The 14,365-nt window shown below is 65.3% G+C and carries 15 protein-coding genes; 10 read left to right on the forward strand and 5 right to left on the reverse strand.

The window, feature by feature from the left end:
* Window positions 1-11 precede the first annotated feature (11 nt).
* On the reverse strand, window positions 12-1,325 hold the full coding sequence (locus KDJ86_RS16310) for an NAD(P)/FAD-dependent oxidoreductase (RefSeq protein WP_521085306.1): 1,314 nt from the start codon (window positions 1,323-1,325) through the stop codon (window positions 12-14).
* A 164-nt stretch (window positions 1,326-1,489) separates the two neighbouring features.
* On the opposite strand from KDJ86_RS16310, the gene KDJ86_RS16315 reads away from it, so the two are divergent.
* Entirely contained in the window at window positions 1,490-2,569 is a 1,080-nt protein-coding gene (locus tag KDJ86_RS16315; protein ID WP_291748166.1) for a LacI family DNA-binding transcriptional regulator, read from the forward strand.
* A 185-nt stretch (window positions 2,570-2,754) separates the two neighbouring features.
* Window positions 2,755-3,858 carry a fatty acid desaturase family protein gene (locus KDJ86_RS16320; RefSeq protein ID WP_291748168.1) on the forward strand — a complete coding sequence of 368 codons (1,104 nt, stop codon included), beginning with the start codon at window positions 2,755-2,757 and terminating at the stop codon, window positions 3,856-3,858.
* A 48-nt stretch (window positions 3,859-3,906) separates the two neighbouring features.
* Here KDJ86_RS16320 and KDJ86_RS16325 read toward each other — a convergent pair whose 3' ends face one another.
* Window positions 3,907-4,236, reverse strand: a complete 330-nt coding sequence (locus tag KDJ86_RS16325; protein WP_291748170.1) for an L-rhamnose mutarotase — start codon at window positions 4,234-4,236, stop codon at window positions 3,907-3,909.
* A gap of 83 nt (window positions 4,237-4,319) precedes the next feature.
* On the opposite strand from KDJ86_RS16325, the gene KDJ86_RS16330 reads away from it, so the two are divergent.
* From KDJ86_RS16330 to KDJ86_RS16360, 7 genes are all read left to right on the forward strand, one after another.
* Complete coding sequence (locus KDJ86_RS16330; RefSeq protein ID WP_291748173.1) at window positions 4,320-5,567, forward strand: NAD(P)/FAD-dependent oxidoreductase; 1,248 nt, start codon at window positions 4,320-4,322, stop codon at window positions 5,565-5,567.
* Window positions 5,568-5,651: 84 nt separating this feature from the next.
* Window positions 5,652-6,449 (forward strand): sugar phosphate isomerase/epimerase family protein, encoded by a 798-nt coding sequence (locus tag KDJ86_RS16335; RefSeq protein WP_521085309.1) that lies wholly within the window; start codon window positions 5,652-5,654, stop codon window positions 6,447-6,449.
* 164 nt (window positions 6,450-6,613) lie between these two features.
* A complete protein-coding gene (locus tag KDJ86_RS16340) occupies window positions 6,614-7,576 on the forward strand; it encodes a sugar ABC transporter substrate-binding protein (protein ID WP_291748179.1) in 963 nt (320 codons plus the stop codon).
* A 68-nt stretch (window positions 7,577-7,644) separates the two neighbouring features.
* A complete protein-coding gene (locus tag KDJ86_RS16345; RefSeq protein ID WP_291748181.1) occupies window positions 7,645-8,604 on the forward strand; it encodes an ABC transporter permease in 960 nt (319 codons plus the stop codon).
* Window positions 8,605-8,614: 10 nt separating this feature from the next.
* On the forward strand, window positions 8,615-9,406 hold the full coding sequence (locus tag KDJ86_RS16350) for an ATP-binding cassette domain-containing protein (protein WP_291748183.1): 792 nt from the start codon (window positions 8,615-8,617) through the stop codon (window positions 9,404-9,406).
* Window positions 9,407-9,457: 51 nt separating this feature from the next.
* Entirely contained in the window at window positions 9,458-10,585 is a 1,128-nt protein-coding gene (locus KDJ86_RS16355; protein ID WP_291748186.1) for an S-(hydroxymethyl)glutathione dehydrogenase/class III alcohol dehydrogenase, read from the forward strand.
* 43 nt (window positions 10,586-10,628) lie between these two features.
* The gene (locus KDJ86_RS16360) at window positions 10,629-10,958 is read left to right on the forward strand and encodes a MocE family 2Fe-2S type ferredoxin (protein WP_291748188.1); all 330 of its coding nucleotides are present in this window, start codon (window positions 10,629-10,631) and stop codon (window positions 10,956-10,958) included.
* Between the two features lie 19 nt (window positions 10,959-10,977).
* On the opposite strand, the gene KDJ86_RS16365 is transcribed toward KDJ86_RS16360, so the two are convergent.
* Genes KDJ86_RS16365 through KDJ86_RS16375 form a run of 3 tightly spaced genes read right to left on the reverse strand, consistent with a single transcriptional unit; the run spans window position 10,978 to window position 13,906 of the window.
* Complete coding sequence (locus tag KDJ86_RS16365; RefSeq protein ID WP_291748191.1) at window positions 10,978-12,513, reverse strand: tripartite tricarboxylate transporter permease; 1,536 nt, start codon at window positions 12,511-12,513, stop codon at window positions 10,978-10,980.
* Between the two features lie 3 nt (window positions 12,514-12,516).
* A complete protein-coding gene (locus KDJ86_RS16370) occupies window positions 12,517-12,948 on the reverse strand; it encodes a tripartite tricarboxylate transporter TctB family protein (RefSeq protein ID WP_291748193.1) in 432 nt (143 codons plus the stop codon).
* A gap of 40 nt (window positions 12,949-12,988) precedes the next feature.
* The gene (locus tag KDJ86_RS16375; RefSeq protein WP_367116834.1) at window positions 12,989-13,906 is read right to left on the reverse strand and encodes a Bug family tripartite tricarboxylate transporter substrate binding protein; all 918 of its coding nucleotides are present in this window, start codon (window positions 13,904-13,906) and stop codon (window positions 12,989-12,991) included.
* 264 nt (window positions 13,907-14,170) lie between these two features.
* On the opposite strand from KDJ86_RS16375, the gene KDJ86_RS16380 reads away from it, so the two are divergent.
* Window positions 14,171-14,365: hypothetical protein (locus tag KDJ86_RS16380; RefSeq protein ID WP_291748198.1), on the forward strand; the 195-nt coding region annotated here is incomplete at its 3' end.

Raw genomic sequence — 14,365 nt, forward strand, 5'->3', positions numbered from 1 at the left:
ACGGACCCGTCCTAGAGCCCCGGCGCGGCCGGCCGCGGGCTGCGGTGAGTCACCGCGAAGGCTGGCGCGTCCGGCGTGCCGCGATCGAGCAAGGTCTTCAGGCGGGCACCCGGATCCGACAGCACCGCCGGATCGGGGTAGCTCCGCGCCGCGATCAGCGCCTGGGCAAGACGGATGTCGCGGCCGATGGCGCCGACCGTGCCGAGCCCGGTCGCACCGACGATGCGTCCGTCGGCCCGCAAGTGGAAGAGGATCACAGCTCCGTCATTGTCCTGTCGGGTGACGGTCGAGGAACCAAGATGCGGCAGGCCGACGATCTGGAGCGACAAGTCGTACTGGTCGGACCAGAAGAACGGCACCGTGTCGCAGACCGCCTCGCCGCCCTCCAGCACCCCGGCGATCACCCGGGCATGATCCTCGGCATTCTGGAAGGCTTCGACGCGCACGAAGCGATCGAATACCGGATGCCAGAATGTGGCGACGTCGCCGCAGGCGAAGATCGCCGGATCGGACGTCCTGAGGCTGGCATCGACGCGGACCCCGACTTCGGTCGCGAGTCCCGCCGCCTCGGCAAGTTCGACATTCGCCGCCACGCCGACTCCGACGACGGCGAGGTCGCAGGGCAGCATCTCGCCGGATGAAAGCCGCGCGGCCTTCGCCACCCCGCGGACGTCCGTCTCGAATTCCTCGACCATCGCGCCCATGTGCAGGCGGACGCCCTCCGCCCGATGGCGGCTGGCCAGCATCGACGCGATCCGGTTCGGCACCACCCGCGCCAGCAACCGGTCGGATGCCTCGACGACCGTGATATCGAGATGCCGCAGCCGCGCGGAGGCGGCGATCTCGAGGCCGATGAATCCACCGCCGACGATCATCAGTCGCTTGCCACGCGCGAAGTGCTTGGCGATCTCCTGCGCCTGATCGACGCTCCTGAGGCAGTGAATATTGCCGCGGTCCGATCCCGGCACCGAGAGCCGGCGAACCCGCGAGCCGGTCGCCAGCACCAGCCGGTCATAGGCGACCGACTTCCCGTCTTCCAGATGCACGCGTCGCGCTTCGCGGTCGATCGACGTGGCGCTCACCCCGAGACGCAGGTCGACGGCCTTCCACGCCCGGTCGTCGGGCGGCCAGATCAGGCAATCGTCGAGCGACGCCGTGCCGAGCAGCACGCCCTTGGACAGCGGCGGACGCTGATAGGGCGGGTGCGGCTCCCGGCAGATCAGGGTGATCGAAAAGGGCCTGGCCGCGGCGACGAGCGCCTGCGCGAGCCGGCCACCGGCCTGCCCGCCTCCCACGATCACGATTCTTTCCGGCTGTCCGGCCATGCGCTCCGATGTCATGCCTGTCATGGAAGGGCCAGCGTACAGGCGAGTGCCGGACCGCCGCAATCGCCGATGCGGTGGCTTCCGGCCGTCGGTGATGGTATCCCATCACAAAGATCGCGCACCTGATTTCGGATCGGCTATTGAAGGGATCCGGGGGGAGACGGTTGAGCGACGATACCGACAACAGGCCGAAGCCGCGCGAAACGCAGGGAGAACGTCCGGCGAAACCCGGGCTGGCCGACGTCGCGAAACTGGCCGGCGTCGGCATCGCGACGGTCGACCGGGTGCTGAACGAACGCGGCAACGTCTCGCCCGCGACTGCGCGGAAGGTGATCGATGCCGCCCGAGACCTCGGCCTCCCGCGGATCCTGCCGCGACCCTATCGGCGCGGGGTGCGGCTCGGCGTCGTCATGGCACGTCGCGAGACCCCCTTCACCGAAAGGGTCAACGCCGCCTTCCTCAGGGTCAGCGCCACCCTCGACCGCTCGGTGATCGTCCAGCGCAGTTTCGTCGACGAGACCCAGCCGCAGGAAGTCGCCGACCACATCCTTTCGACCAATGCCGACGCCCTGATCATCTACGGCCGGGAACAGCTCGCCATCATCGACGCGGTCACGTCCCTCACCTCGCGCGGCATCCCGGTGGTGACGATGATCTCCGACATCCCGACCTCGCCGCGCCTCGCCTATGTCGGCATCGACCACTACAGCGCCGGCCGGACCGCCGCATTCTTCATGGCGCGGATGGCCCGACGCCCGGGCCCGGTCATCGTCCTGTGCAACAGTTTCGACTACCGGGCCCATGCCGAGCGCGTCAGTGGCTTCCGTGACGGACTGCGCGACCACGCCCCCGACATGACCATTCTCGAAGTCATCGAGGGCCAGGACCGCCAGGCCGAGTCCGAAGCGCTCGTCTTCGACCGGATCCAGCGCGCTCCTGAGGAGATCAGAGGCATCTACAATACGGGCGGTGCGAACCGGGCCATCGACAATGTCATCGGGCGCGTCGCCTGGACAGAGAAGCCGGTCTTCATCGGCCACGAATTGTCGATCCACACCGCCCGTATGCTGTCTGCCAACGTCATGACCCTCGTCATCGATCAGAACCCGGAAGAGCAGGTCCGGCGGGCCGTCCATGTCCTGCTCCGGCGATTCGGCCACACCGACACGCCACCGGAACCGAATGACATTCCCTTCACGATATTTGGTCCGGAAAATATTCCGCCGAACGACCAGCACAACTGAATGACGCGGTCTGGTCGCTCATGTGCCAAGTAGTTTGCAAGAATACGGTGATAAAAAACCATCACAGGAATTGCGGCTTTTGGTCCCCAACTGCCGGTAAGACGATTGACAGGGATCAATGTCCGCCCACTATCTGGGCATAATCAAATGTTGCATCAGGCAGCGGATCTCCGGGAGGGATCACGATGACCGCGGATACGATGAATTCCGACGCTCTCAAGAGAGACTACAGCCTCGTCGGCCTCGATACGAAGCGGGCCGAGGAGCGCGGGCTGGCAACCGCCGAATGGTATCACTCGCCCATTCCACGCAAGCGCCTGAAGGAACTGATGCAGCGGTCCGACGGGCCGGCGACCAAGGACATCACCATCTGGGCGGCGGCCTTCGCGATCGCGGGCCTTGGCGCGCTTCTCACCTGGGGCACGTGGTGGGCGGTTCCCTTCTTCATCGTCTACGGCATGCTCTATGGATCGTCCTCCGACGCCCGCTGGCACGAATACGGTCACCGCACCGCCTTCCGCACCCAGTGGAAGAACGACATCCTCTACGAAATCTTCTCCTTCATGGTGCTGCGCGAGCCCGAGGTCTGGCGCTGGAGCCATACCCGCCACCACACCGACACGATCATCGTCGGCCGTGATCCCGAGATCGCCGTTCCCCGTCCACCGAATGTCCTGGAGATATGCCTGTCCTTCCTCGGCATTCCCCAGGGGCGGGTCTATTTCAAGAAGATCGCCCTGCACGCGACCGGCAAGCTGACCGACGAGGAAAAGACCTTCATCCCGGAGACGGAGTGGTCGAGGGTCTGCCGCACCGCCAGGATCCACCTCGGCATCTATGTCGCGGTCGTCGCCCTGTCGCTCGTCACCTGGAGCATCATGCCGCTGATGTTCATCGGACTGCCGTCCTTCTACGGCGCCTGGTGGTATCTCACCACCGGGCTGACGCAGCATGCCGGGCTCTGCGAGGACGTCCTCGATCACCGGCTGAACTGCCGGACGGTGATGATGAATCCGATCGCCCGGTTCCTGTATCTCAACATGAACTATCACGTTGAGCATCACATGTTCCCAATGATCCCCTATTACAATCTCCCTGCCCTGCATGAGGAGATGAAGGACGACACGCCGAAGCCCTATACCGGCTTCTGGGACGCCTACAGCGAGATTGTCCCGACCGTGCTGCGGCAGGTGAAGGAGCCCGGCTACTACGCCAAACGGGAACTGCCGCCGACGGCGCGGCCTTTCACCCCGCCCGGCACGTCGCCAACAAGCGTCGCAGCCGAGTGACAGCCGGTCCCGGTCGCTTGCGCGGCCGGACGGCGTGATCCCAGCGGCTCAGTCGGTGAAGAAGACCTGCTCCATCCGCGCCCACCACTCGCCTTCCTTGCGGGTGGGAAAGGGCTCCTGCAGCGGGCCGCAGATATCCCACCAGCGCTGGGTCTCCTCCGAGGCAGCCATCTTCTCCATGTCCGCGGCATAGTCGGTCCCATGATATTCGAAATAGGCAAACAGCAGGTTCTCCGGCTCCTTGAGGAAGATCGAGTAGTTGCGGATGTTGCATTCGGCGATCATCTCGAGCACCGACGGCCAGACATCGGCGTGGAGCCGCTTGTATTCCTCGACCGTTCCCGGCTTGAGGGTCAGGACCTGGCCCATGCGTTCCATTTTGCGATTCCTCCCCTTGCGGATCTGCGTTGCGCGACTGTCGGCAATAGACGAACCGCACCGGCATTTGAAGTAGGCTGCCCATGACCCGGCCCGTCGGCATGGTGATCGTCGGCGCCGGGCATGCGGGCGGGCGCGCCGCGCAGGCGCTGCGCGAGTCCGGCTGGACCGGACCCCTCACCGTGATCGGCTCCGAAAGCCATCCGCCCCACGAACGTCCGCCCCTGTCGAAAGAGATGCTGGCCGGCACCAAGACCGCCGAAGACTGCGCCCTCCTCGACCGGGACTTCTACCGGGAGCACGACATCGATCTCCGCCTCGACGCCACGGCGATCGCGATCGACCGCGGGCGCCGCGAGGTCCGGCTCGGCGACGAGAGCGTCATTCCCTACAAGCGGCTGCTGCTGGCGACGGGCGCCGAGCCACGCCGCCTTCCGGTTCCCGGCGCGACCCGCGACGGCGTGCACACCGTCCGCACCATCGCCGACTCGCTCGCCCTCAAGGGCCGACTTGTCGGAGGCGCGCATCTCGTCATCATCGGCGGCGGCTTCATCGGCCTCGAGGTCGCGTCGAACGCCGTCGCCCTCGGCTGCAAGGTCACGGTGATCGAGACCGGCAAGCGCCTGCTGATGCGGGCGGTGCCGCCGGAGATATCCGAGCGGATGCGCGCGCGCCACGCGGTGGCGGGGGTCGATATCCGCCTTGGTCGCCAGGTTACCGGGATCCTCGGTGACAGCCAGGTTACAGCGGTCAGGCTCGACGACGGATCGGAGATCGCCTGCGACGCGGTTCTCGTCAGCATCGGCGCGGTTCCGAGAGTGGCGCTTGCCGAAGCCGCCGGCCTCGCGGTCGACAACGGCATCCTCGTCGACGCCACCTTGCGCACCTCCGATCCCGACATCTTCGCCGCCGGCGACGTCTGCGCCTTCGATCATCGGCTCTTCGGCGACCGCATCCGCCTCGAAAGCTGGAAGAACGCGGAGGAACAGGGGCCGATCGCCGCGCATAACATGCTGGGCGCCGGCGAGGAATGCGACGCCGCTCCGTGGATGTGGTCCGATCAATATGACATGACCATCCAGATCGCCGGCCTCCCGGATCGCGCCGTCCGGGCAGTCGAGCGTCCGCTCGGCGACAAGGCGGTGGTCGTCTTCCACCTCGCCGCGGACGGACGGCTGGTCGGCGCCAGCGGCTACGGCACCAGTGGCGAAATCGGCCGCGCCATCCGGCTCGGTCAGATGATGATCGAACGGGGCCTCTGTCCCGATCCGGCCGCCCTCGCCGACCCGCTGGTGAACCTCAAGGCCCTGATGCGGCAACAAGCGGCCTGACGCGGCGGCAAATCCAAACAAACCCAACCCTTCGGAGGAGTCCAGTCCGTGCAGAAAATCCTGATCTTCCAGTCGCTCTGGGCAATGGAACGGCGCCACACCGACGGCATCGAGCGCAGCCTCGAGGAAAATATCGAGATGATCGCAGGTGCCGGCTATGACGGCATCAGCTCGGACTGGCGGGACCGCGACACGGTCCGGCGGATTTCCGCCCTCCTCAAGCAACACGGCCTGACCGCCGAAGGCCAGTGCTTCCCGGCGACTGTCGACGATCTCAAGCCGGTGCTCGAGATCGCGACGGAGTCCGGGCTTCACCATCTCGACATCCAGCCGAATGTCCGGCCGCGTCGGCTGCAGGACTGCATCCCGCTGCTCGAGGGCTGGCGACGCCTCTCCGAGGAAGTCGATTTCCCGGTCTATGTCGAGACCCACCGCGACCGGATGACGACCGATCTCTTCTTCACCCTCGACCTGCTCGACTGCTTCCCCGATCTCAAGCTGCTCGGCGACATCTCGCACTTCCTCGTCGGGCGCGAGTTCGAATGGCCGATCGACGAGGTCAATCACGGCTACATCCACCGCGTCCTCGACAGCGCCTGGGCGTTTCACGGGCGCGTCGCCAGCCGCGAGCAGGTCCAGATCGAGATATCCTTCCCGCATCACAAGATGTGGCTCGATCTCTTCCTCGACTGGTGGGAATACGGCTTCAGGAGCTGGAAGCGCCGCGCCGGGCCGGACGAAACGCTCGCCTTCACCTGCGAACTCGGCCCCAAGCCCTACGCGATCACCGGTCCCGATGGCAACGATACCACGGATCGCTGGGCCGAGGCGCTGATGATGAAGGATCTGGTCAGGGCGCGATGGGATTCGCTAGCCGCGTGAGATAGAGTGGCATCCGCCTGATCGAAAAACATCACCAACGGATTGGGCACGGGTGTTTCCAGTCCGCCAACAATCCGCCATGGTGATCGACGGAAGGCGGCCGCTGCGCCGCCTTGCTAGGGCTTCGGTCTCGGACCGGGCATTTCAATGGGAGGAAATTCCGAATGAAGAAGTATCTGATCGGCGGCATTGCCGCTGCGGTCATGCTGACGGGCGCGACCGCCCTTCAGGCCCAGGAGCGCATCACCTACCTGCTGCACTCGACGCCGACCAACGTGTTCTGGCAGGCGGTCAAGCTCGGCTTCGACGACGCCTGCGCCGAGATCCAGGCCGATTGCCAGATGGTCTTCCTGCAACAGGATGGCAATTTCCAGGAGCAGCTCAACAACCTTGAGGCGGCCCTCGCCAACAACCCGACCGGCATCATCACCACCTTTGCCGGCGGCAACATCTTCGACGAGGCGCTGCAGCGGGCGCAGGATGCCGGCGTTCCGATCATCGCCTCGAACGTCGATCATCCGGACGGCAAGTTCCGCCTCGCCTATGTCGGCCAGGATCTCGAGCAGGCCGGCTACGATCTGGCCGAAGCCCAGTCGAAGAACTTCCCGGCCGATGGTCCGATCCATGTCCTGATCGGCGTCAGCGGCCCCGGCCAGGTGTGGTCCGAGACCCGCGCCGCCGGCGTCGAGCGCTTCATGAAGGAATACATCGCCGCCAATCCGGACCGCGAGATCACCTACGAGCGGATCGACTCCGGCCTCGACCTGTCGACGACCGGCCAGCGCGTCGCCGCCTACGTCCAGGCCACCCCGACCACCGCCTATTTCGACACCGGCTACTGGCATGCCGGCGCCGCGGTTACGCTTCGCGATCTCGGCAAGAAGCCGGGTGAGGTCCTGCTCGCCGGCTTCGACCTGGTGCCGGTGGTCTTCGACGAGATGAAGAGCGGCTATATCCAGCTGACGGTCGACCAGCAGCCCTACCTGCAGGGCTACTACCCGGTCCACCAGCTCTACCTGCTGAACAACTACAAGTTCCCGCCATTCGACATCAACACCGGCAAGGCGCTGATCACGCCGGACGATGTCGACGCCCTGCTCGACCTGTCGCAGAAGGGCATCCGTTAGGCAGAACCGGCCTCAACGCCCAACCCGGACCGCGCTCGGCGCGGTCCGGGACACTGTTCGGGGGGAAAATGCAGTCCATCACCAAGGCGCTCCTGTCTCGACCCGAGATCAGCGCGCTGGTCATGCTCATCGTGGTCGTCGTCGGCTTCAGCCTGTACGCGCCGCAGTTCATGACCTACGCCAACATGCGCGTGCTGCTTTTCGCGCTGCCGGAACTCGGCATCGTCGTGCTTGGCGTGGGTATCCTGATGATCGCCGGCGAGTTCGATCTTTCGGTCGGCTCGGTCTTCGCGCTTTCGCCACTGATCATGGTGCTCGCCGCCGGCCGCTGGGGCTTCGATCCCTATCTCGCGATCGTAATCGGCCTCGGCGTCGCGGTCCTGGTCGGCTACCTCAACGGCTGGATCACGCTGAAGTTCAACATCCCCAGCTTCGTCACCACCCTCGGCATGCTTTTCATGGCGCGCTCGGCCGCGGTGGTCCTCTCGGGTGGCTTTCCCCCGCCCTTTCCCTCGGACTTTCCCACCGACCTCTTCGTCGACGACCTCGGGTTGTTCCGCACGACGATGATCTGGTTCGCGGGCTTCGCCGTGATCCTCGGCGTGATGCTTCACTTCTCCAATCTCGGCAACTGGATCTACGCTACCGGAGGCCAGCCCCAGGCGGCATCGGACATGGGCATCAATACCCGCCGCGTGAAGATGCTCTGCTTCATGCTGTGTTCCTTCCTCGCCGGCTTCGCGGGCATGGTGACGACGCTTCGCCTCAGGTCGGCGCTGCCTTCGCTTGGCGAGGGCGTCGAGCTTCAGGCGATCGCCGCGGCCGTGATCGGCGGGACGGCGCTGACCGGCGGCATCGGCTCGATGATCGGCTTCATCGTCGGCACGACCCTGATCCGCGTCATCGACAACGGCCTGGTCATGTCCCGCATCGATGCGAACTGGTTCAAGTTCGCGATCGGCGCGCTGACCATCCTCGCCGTCATTCTCAACACCTGGGTGCGTCGCCGCGCCAGGGCCATGAAGTGAGGAGCGGGCGATGGCCGAGATCCTTCACGAGCACGCGCAGTCGGAGCAGGAATTCGTCAAGCCGACGGCGAATGCGCTGGTCCGCTGCGAGGGACTGGAGAAATGGTACGGCAGCGTCCAGGCGCTGACCGGGGTCGACTTCCACGCCGAGCCCGGCGAGATCGTCGGGCTTGTCGGCGACAATGGTGCCGGCAAGTCGACGCTGATCAAGATCCTGTCGGGCGCCGAGCAGCAGACCAAGGGCAAGATCTTCTTCGATGGCAAGGAGGTGAAGCTGACCTCGCCGAAGAAGGCGATGGCCCTCGGCATCGAGACCATCTACCAGTACACGGCGATGGTCCCGGCGATGTCGATCGCGCGGAACATGTTCATCGGCCGCGAGCCGCTGACCGGCCTGAAGATCGGCGGTATCGGCATCATGGACCAGAAGTCGATGGTGGCGCATGCCACCAAGTCGATGACCAACATCGACCTGACCCGGCGCTCGCCGAACACGACAGTCGAGGAGCTGTCCGGCGGCCAGCGCCAGGCGGTCGCCATCGCCCGCGCGATGTACTTCAAGTCGAAGCTCCTGATCCTCGACGAGCCGACCAACCACCTCTCGGTCAAGGAGACCAACAAGGTGCTCGACTATGTGGTGTCGCTGAAGGAACAGGGCATCGGCTCGATCTTCATCAGCCACAACCTCCACCACATCTACCCGATCGCGGACCGGATCGTGGCGATGGCGCGCGGCGCCAAGATCATGGACGTGCGGAAGGAAGATACCTCGGTCGACGACATGACCGAGATGATCGTCTGAGGCGAGTGCCGATCGCCCTCACCCGAACAGCGAACTGACGGAGAACCGAACGTGGACGTGAAAGCAGCAGTAGCCTTCGAGGCCGGCAAGCCGCTCGAGGTCGCAACGGTCCAGCTCGAGGGGCCGAAAGCCTTCGAGGTGCTGGTCGAGATCAAGGCGACCGGCATCTGTCACACCGACGAATTCACCCTCTCCGGAGCCGACCCCGAGGGCCTCTTCCCCGCCATCCTCGGCCACGAGGGCGCCGGCGTCGTCGTCGAGGTCGGCGAAGGCGTCACCAGCGTCAAGCCGGGCGACCACGTCATCCCTCTCTACACGCCGGAATGCCGGCAGTGTCCGTCCTGCCTGTCGCGCAAGACCAACCTCTGTACCGCGATCCGCGCCACCCAGGGACAGGGCCTGATGCCGGACGGGTCGTCGCGCTTCTCGCTCGACGGCAAGCCGCTCCACCACTACATGGGCTGCTCGACCTTCGCCAACTACACCGTCCTGCCGGAGATCGCGGTCGCCAGGATCCGCGAGGACGCCCCCTTCGACAAGGTCTGCTACATCGGCTGCGGCGTCACCACCGGCATCGGCGCGGTGATCAACACCGCCAAGGTCGAGATCGGCGCCAAGGCCGTCGTCTTCGGCCTCGGCGGCATCGGACTCAACGTCATCCAGGGCCTGCGGCTGGCCGGCGCCGACATGATCATCGGCGTCGACATCAACAACGACAAGAAGGAATGGGGCGAGCGCTTCGGCATGACCCATTTCGTCAATCCGAAGGAAATCGATGGCGATATCGTTCCCTATCTGGTCGACATGACCAGGAAGGGCGCCGACCAGATCGGCGGCGCCGACTATACCTTCGACTGCACCGGTAACGTCACCGTCATGCGCCAGGCGCTCGAATCCTGCCATCGCGGCTGGGGCGTCTCGGTCGTCATCGGCGTCGCGCCGTCCGGCGCGGAGATCGCCACCCGCCCCTTCCAGCTGGTCACCGGCCGGGTCTGGAAAGGCACCGCCTTCGGCGGCGCACGCGGCCGCACCGACGTGCCGAAGATCGTCGACTGGTACATGGAGGGCAAGATCGAGATCGATCCGATGATCACCCACACCCTGCCGCTTGGCGACATCAACAAAGGCTTCGATCTCATGCATGCGGGCGAGTCGATCCGCAGCGTGGTGGTCTACTGACCGGCCGACACCCCGGACCACATCAGGATTTCAGGAAACAGGAATGACCGATACGACGACAGCCACCTGGGTTGAGGCATGCGCCAGGGACGACATCGAGCCGGAGGACGTGATCCGCTTCGACCATGACGGCCACACCTACGCGATCTACCGCTCGCCGGACGACCACTTCTACTGCACCGACGGCATCTGCACCCACGAGCACGCCCACCTGTCGGACGGCCTGGTGATGGACGAGATCATCGAATGCCCGAAGCATAACGGGCGCTTCGACTATCGCACCGGCGAGGCCAAGGGGGCGCCGGTCTGCATCGACCTCCGCACCTATCCGGTCAGAATCGAGGACGACAAGGTCCTCATCCGGATCAGCTGAAAAGGCGGCAGGATCCGGCTCAGTCCGGATCGGCCCCCTCCCCGAGTTCTTCGTCGGCGATCTTCGGACGCAGGTAGCGCCCGACGATCAGGGGCGCGAGGAAGCCGACGATGGCAAAGGTCCAGAGTCCGATCGCAAGCGGCGACGACCAGAGGATCGACCAGTCGCCATCCGAAATGGTCAGCGCCCGCCGCAGGTTCTTCTCCATCTCGTTGCCGAGCAGCACGCCGAGGATGATCGGCACCAGCGGCACGTCGAGCTTCCTCAACAGATAGCCGAGGACACCGAAGGCGATCATCACGATCAGGTCGAAGCTCGATCCCGATATGCCATAGATGCCGACGAATGAGATCATCGCCACTGTCGGCATCAGGAACCGGGGCGGAACCAGGAGCACACGCACGAACAGGCTGACCATCGGGATGTTGATCAGCAGCAGCATGACGTTGGCGAGAAACAGCGCCGCGATCAGCCCCCACACGACGTCCGGGTTGGATTGGAAGAGCAGTGGTCCCGGCGTCACGTTGAGGGTGAGCAGCATGGCAAGCAGCACCGCGGTGGTGCCGGATCCCGGAACGCCGAGCGCCAGCATCGGCACCAGCGCGCCTCCCGCCGCCGCGTTGTTGCCCGCCTCGGGAGCCGCGACGCCGCGCGGGTCGCCCTTGCCGAACGTATTGTCCTTGTCGGACAGCCGCTTCTCGAAGGTATAGGAGATGAACGAGCCGAGCGAGGCTCCGGCTCCGGGGAGGACGCCGGCAATGAAGCCGAGCACGGTACTCCGCAACATCGCGCCGATCGTCTGCCTGATCATCCGGAGCGGGGCCGTCACTCGCCCGAGCGTCAGCCGCCCTGCTCCCGCCTCTCCCTCGCCACGGTGCTCGAGGAACAGAAAGACTTCCGAGATGGCGAACAAGCCGACGATGGCTACGAGGAAGTGGATACCGTCATAGAGGTAGACGTCATTGAAGGTGAAGCGCGGCACGCCAGTCTGGTGGTCAACGCCGATCATCGCGATGCCAAGCCCGATCGCCGCCGCGATCGCCGCCTTTGCCTGGTTGCGGCTGGCGACCCCGCCGAGGGTGGCGAAAGCCAGCGTATAGAGCGCGAAATACTCCGCCGGCCCGAACAGCAATGCGACCTTGACGAGCAGCGGCGCCAGAAAGACGAGGCCGATCGTGGCGATGAAGGCCCCGACGAAGGAAGCGATCCCCGACAGCGCCAGCGCCTCGCCCGCCTGCCCCTTGCGCGCCATCGGATAGCCGTCGAGGGTTGTCATCAGCGCCGGCTCGTCGCCGGGAATGTTGAGCAGGATCGACGAGATGCGCCCGCCATACATCGCCCCGTAATAGACACTGGTCAGCAGGATCAGCGCCGGCGTCGCCGGAAGCCCGAGCGTGAAGGCGAGCGGGATGAGGATCGCGACGCCATTGGCGGGCCCAAGCCCCGGCAGCGCGCCGATGATCGTCCCCAGAAAGCAACCGATCACGGCCAGGCCAAGGTTCTGGAGGGTCAGTGCGACCGCGAAGCCGTCGAGCAGCGAGTTGATCGCGTCCATATGTCAGAACCCCCAGGGACCGCGGGCAAGCGAGAGCCCGAGAATAAGGTGGAAGACCACATAGATGCCGACCGCGATCGCGACACCGCCCACCGCCGCCGCGACCGGCCCCGAACCCAGTCGCCAGCCCAGCAATCCGGCGGCGACCGCGGTGGCGACGACGAAACCGATCCGCGGCAGAACCATCGCGTAGGCGATCATCACCGCCACGGCGAAGACGATCTCGAGCAGCCGGGCCGGCGCCGGCCAGTCCGGCGCCGGGTCGGGCCGGACGATGGGATAGATCCCGCCGACGCCAAGCACGACACCGACGATGATCGGAAACGCGCTCGGCCCCAGTGGATCGACGATGAACCCCGTCTCGATCTCGGTCGCCTGCCAGATGAAGAACGCGGCAAGCAGAATGCAAACGACGCCGAAAACCCGGTCGCTCATCGTCGGTCCTCCATTGTCGGCTGGCCCCGGCTGAACCGGCCTACTTGATCAGGCCGATTTCCTTCGACAATGCCTGGGTGTTGGCGACCTGGTCGGCAACAAAGGCCTGGAAAGCGTCGCCGGACAGATCGAGCGGCATGAGGCCGTTATCCGCCATGATCTTCTTCCACTCGTCCGAGCCATAGACCTTGGAAATCGCATCGACCCAGAATTGATAGGCGTCGTCCGACATGCCGGCCGGCGCGTAGAAGCCGCGCCAGTTGGCTCCGACCGCGTCAATGCCCTGCTCCTTGGCGGTCGGGTAGTCCGAGAATTCGCCCGGCAGGCGATCCGACGACAGCACCGCAAGGATCTTGATGTCGCCGGAATCGGCAAAGCCCTTGGCCTCCGAAATGTCGCCCGAGAATGCCTGCACATGGCCACCGAGCAGCTGGGTCACCGCCTCGCCGCCGCCTTCGAAGGCGACGTATTTGATCTTCCGGACATCGTCGATGCCGGCGGCCTTGGCGGCGATCAGCACCTTGAGATGATCCCAGCCGCCGACCGCCGAGCCGCCGGCGACAGCGATCGAGGACGGGTCGGCCTTGATCCGGTCCATCAGCTCGGGAAGCGTGTTGATGTCGGAGTCGGCGGCGACGGCGATCACCCCGTAATCCGAACCGACAGCCCCCACCCAGCGCACCTGGTCCATCGTGTTGCCCGGGAAAGCGCCCTGAGCAAGCCGGGTCGACGTCGCCGACGACGCCGCAACGATCAGGTCGTTGTCGTCGTTGCGCTTGTTGACGACCTCGGCATAGGCCACGCCGCCGCCACCGCCCGCCAGGTTGGTCACCTGGACCGGGCCCGGAACGATCTTGAGATCATAGAGGGCCTTCCCCACCTGCCGGCAGGTGAAGTCCCAGCCGCCGCCGGCATTGGCCGGGGCGATGCATTCCGTGTTTCCCGGATCGAAGGACATGGCCGGTGCGCTGAACGCTCCGACGGCGACGAGCACGGCGGCCACCGAAGCGGCGCGGCGGGCAACAGATCTGGTCATGGCGCTTCCTCCTGCAATCTTCTTTTTATGGCGGTCCTCGATGGGGCGGCCTGTCGCGATTAATGCACCTTGTTGGTGCGGTGTCCAATGCCGATCGGACGGCGTGGCTCCTCCGATCGGACAAAATTAACGGTTGCCGGACCATGCTGACGAATCGATTCACCTGATTCGGGGACAGGGGCTGGTATGGGCGTAGTGATTGCGTTTCGTCCGAAATGCGACGAGTTCACCGCTGAGGACGACGATACCGACATCGACCTCTACACCGCCGTCGATGTCGCGATCCGCGACTTGCGCGAGATCATCCGTCACTGGGGAGAGCCCGCCGGCCTCGACCAGGCCGAAGCCTGCAAGGAAATGCTGGAGCGCGTCTACCGCGCC

This window comes from Bauldia sp. (genome assembly GCF_020442045.1).
Lineage (GTDB): Bacteria > Pseudomonadota > Alphaproteobacteria > Rhizobiales > Kaistiaceae > Bauldia.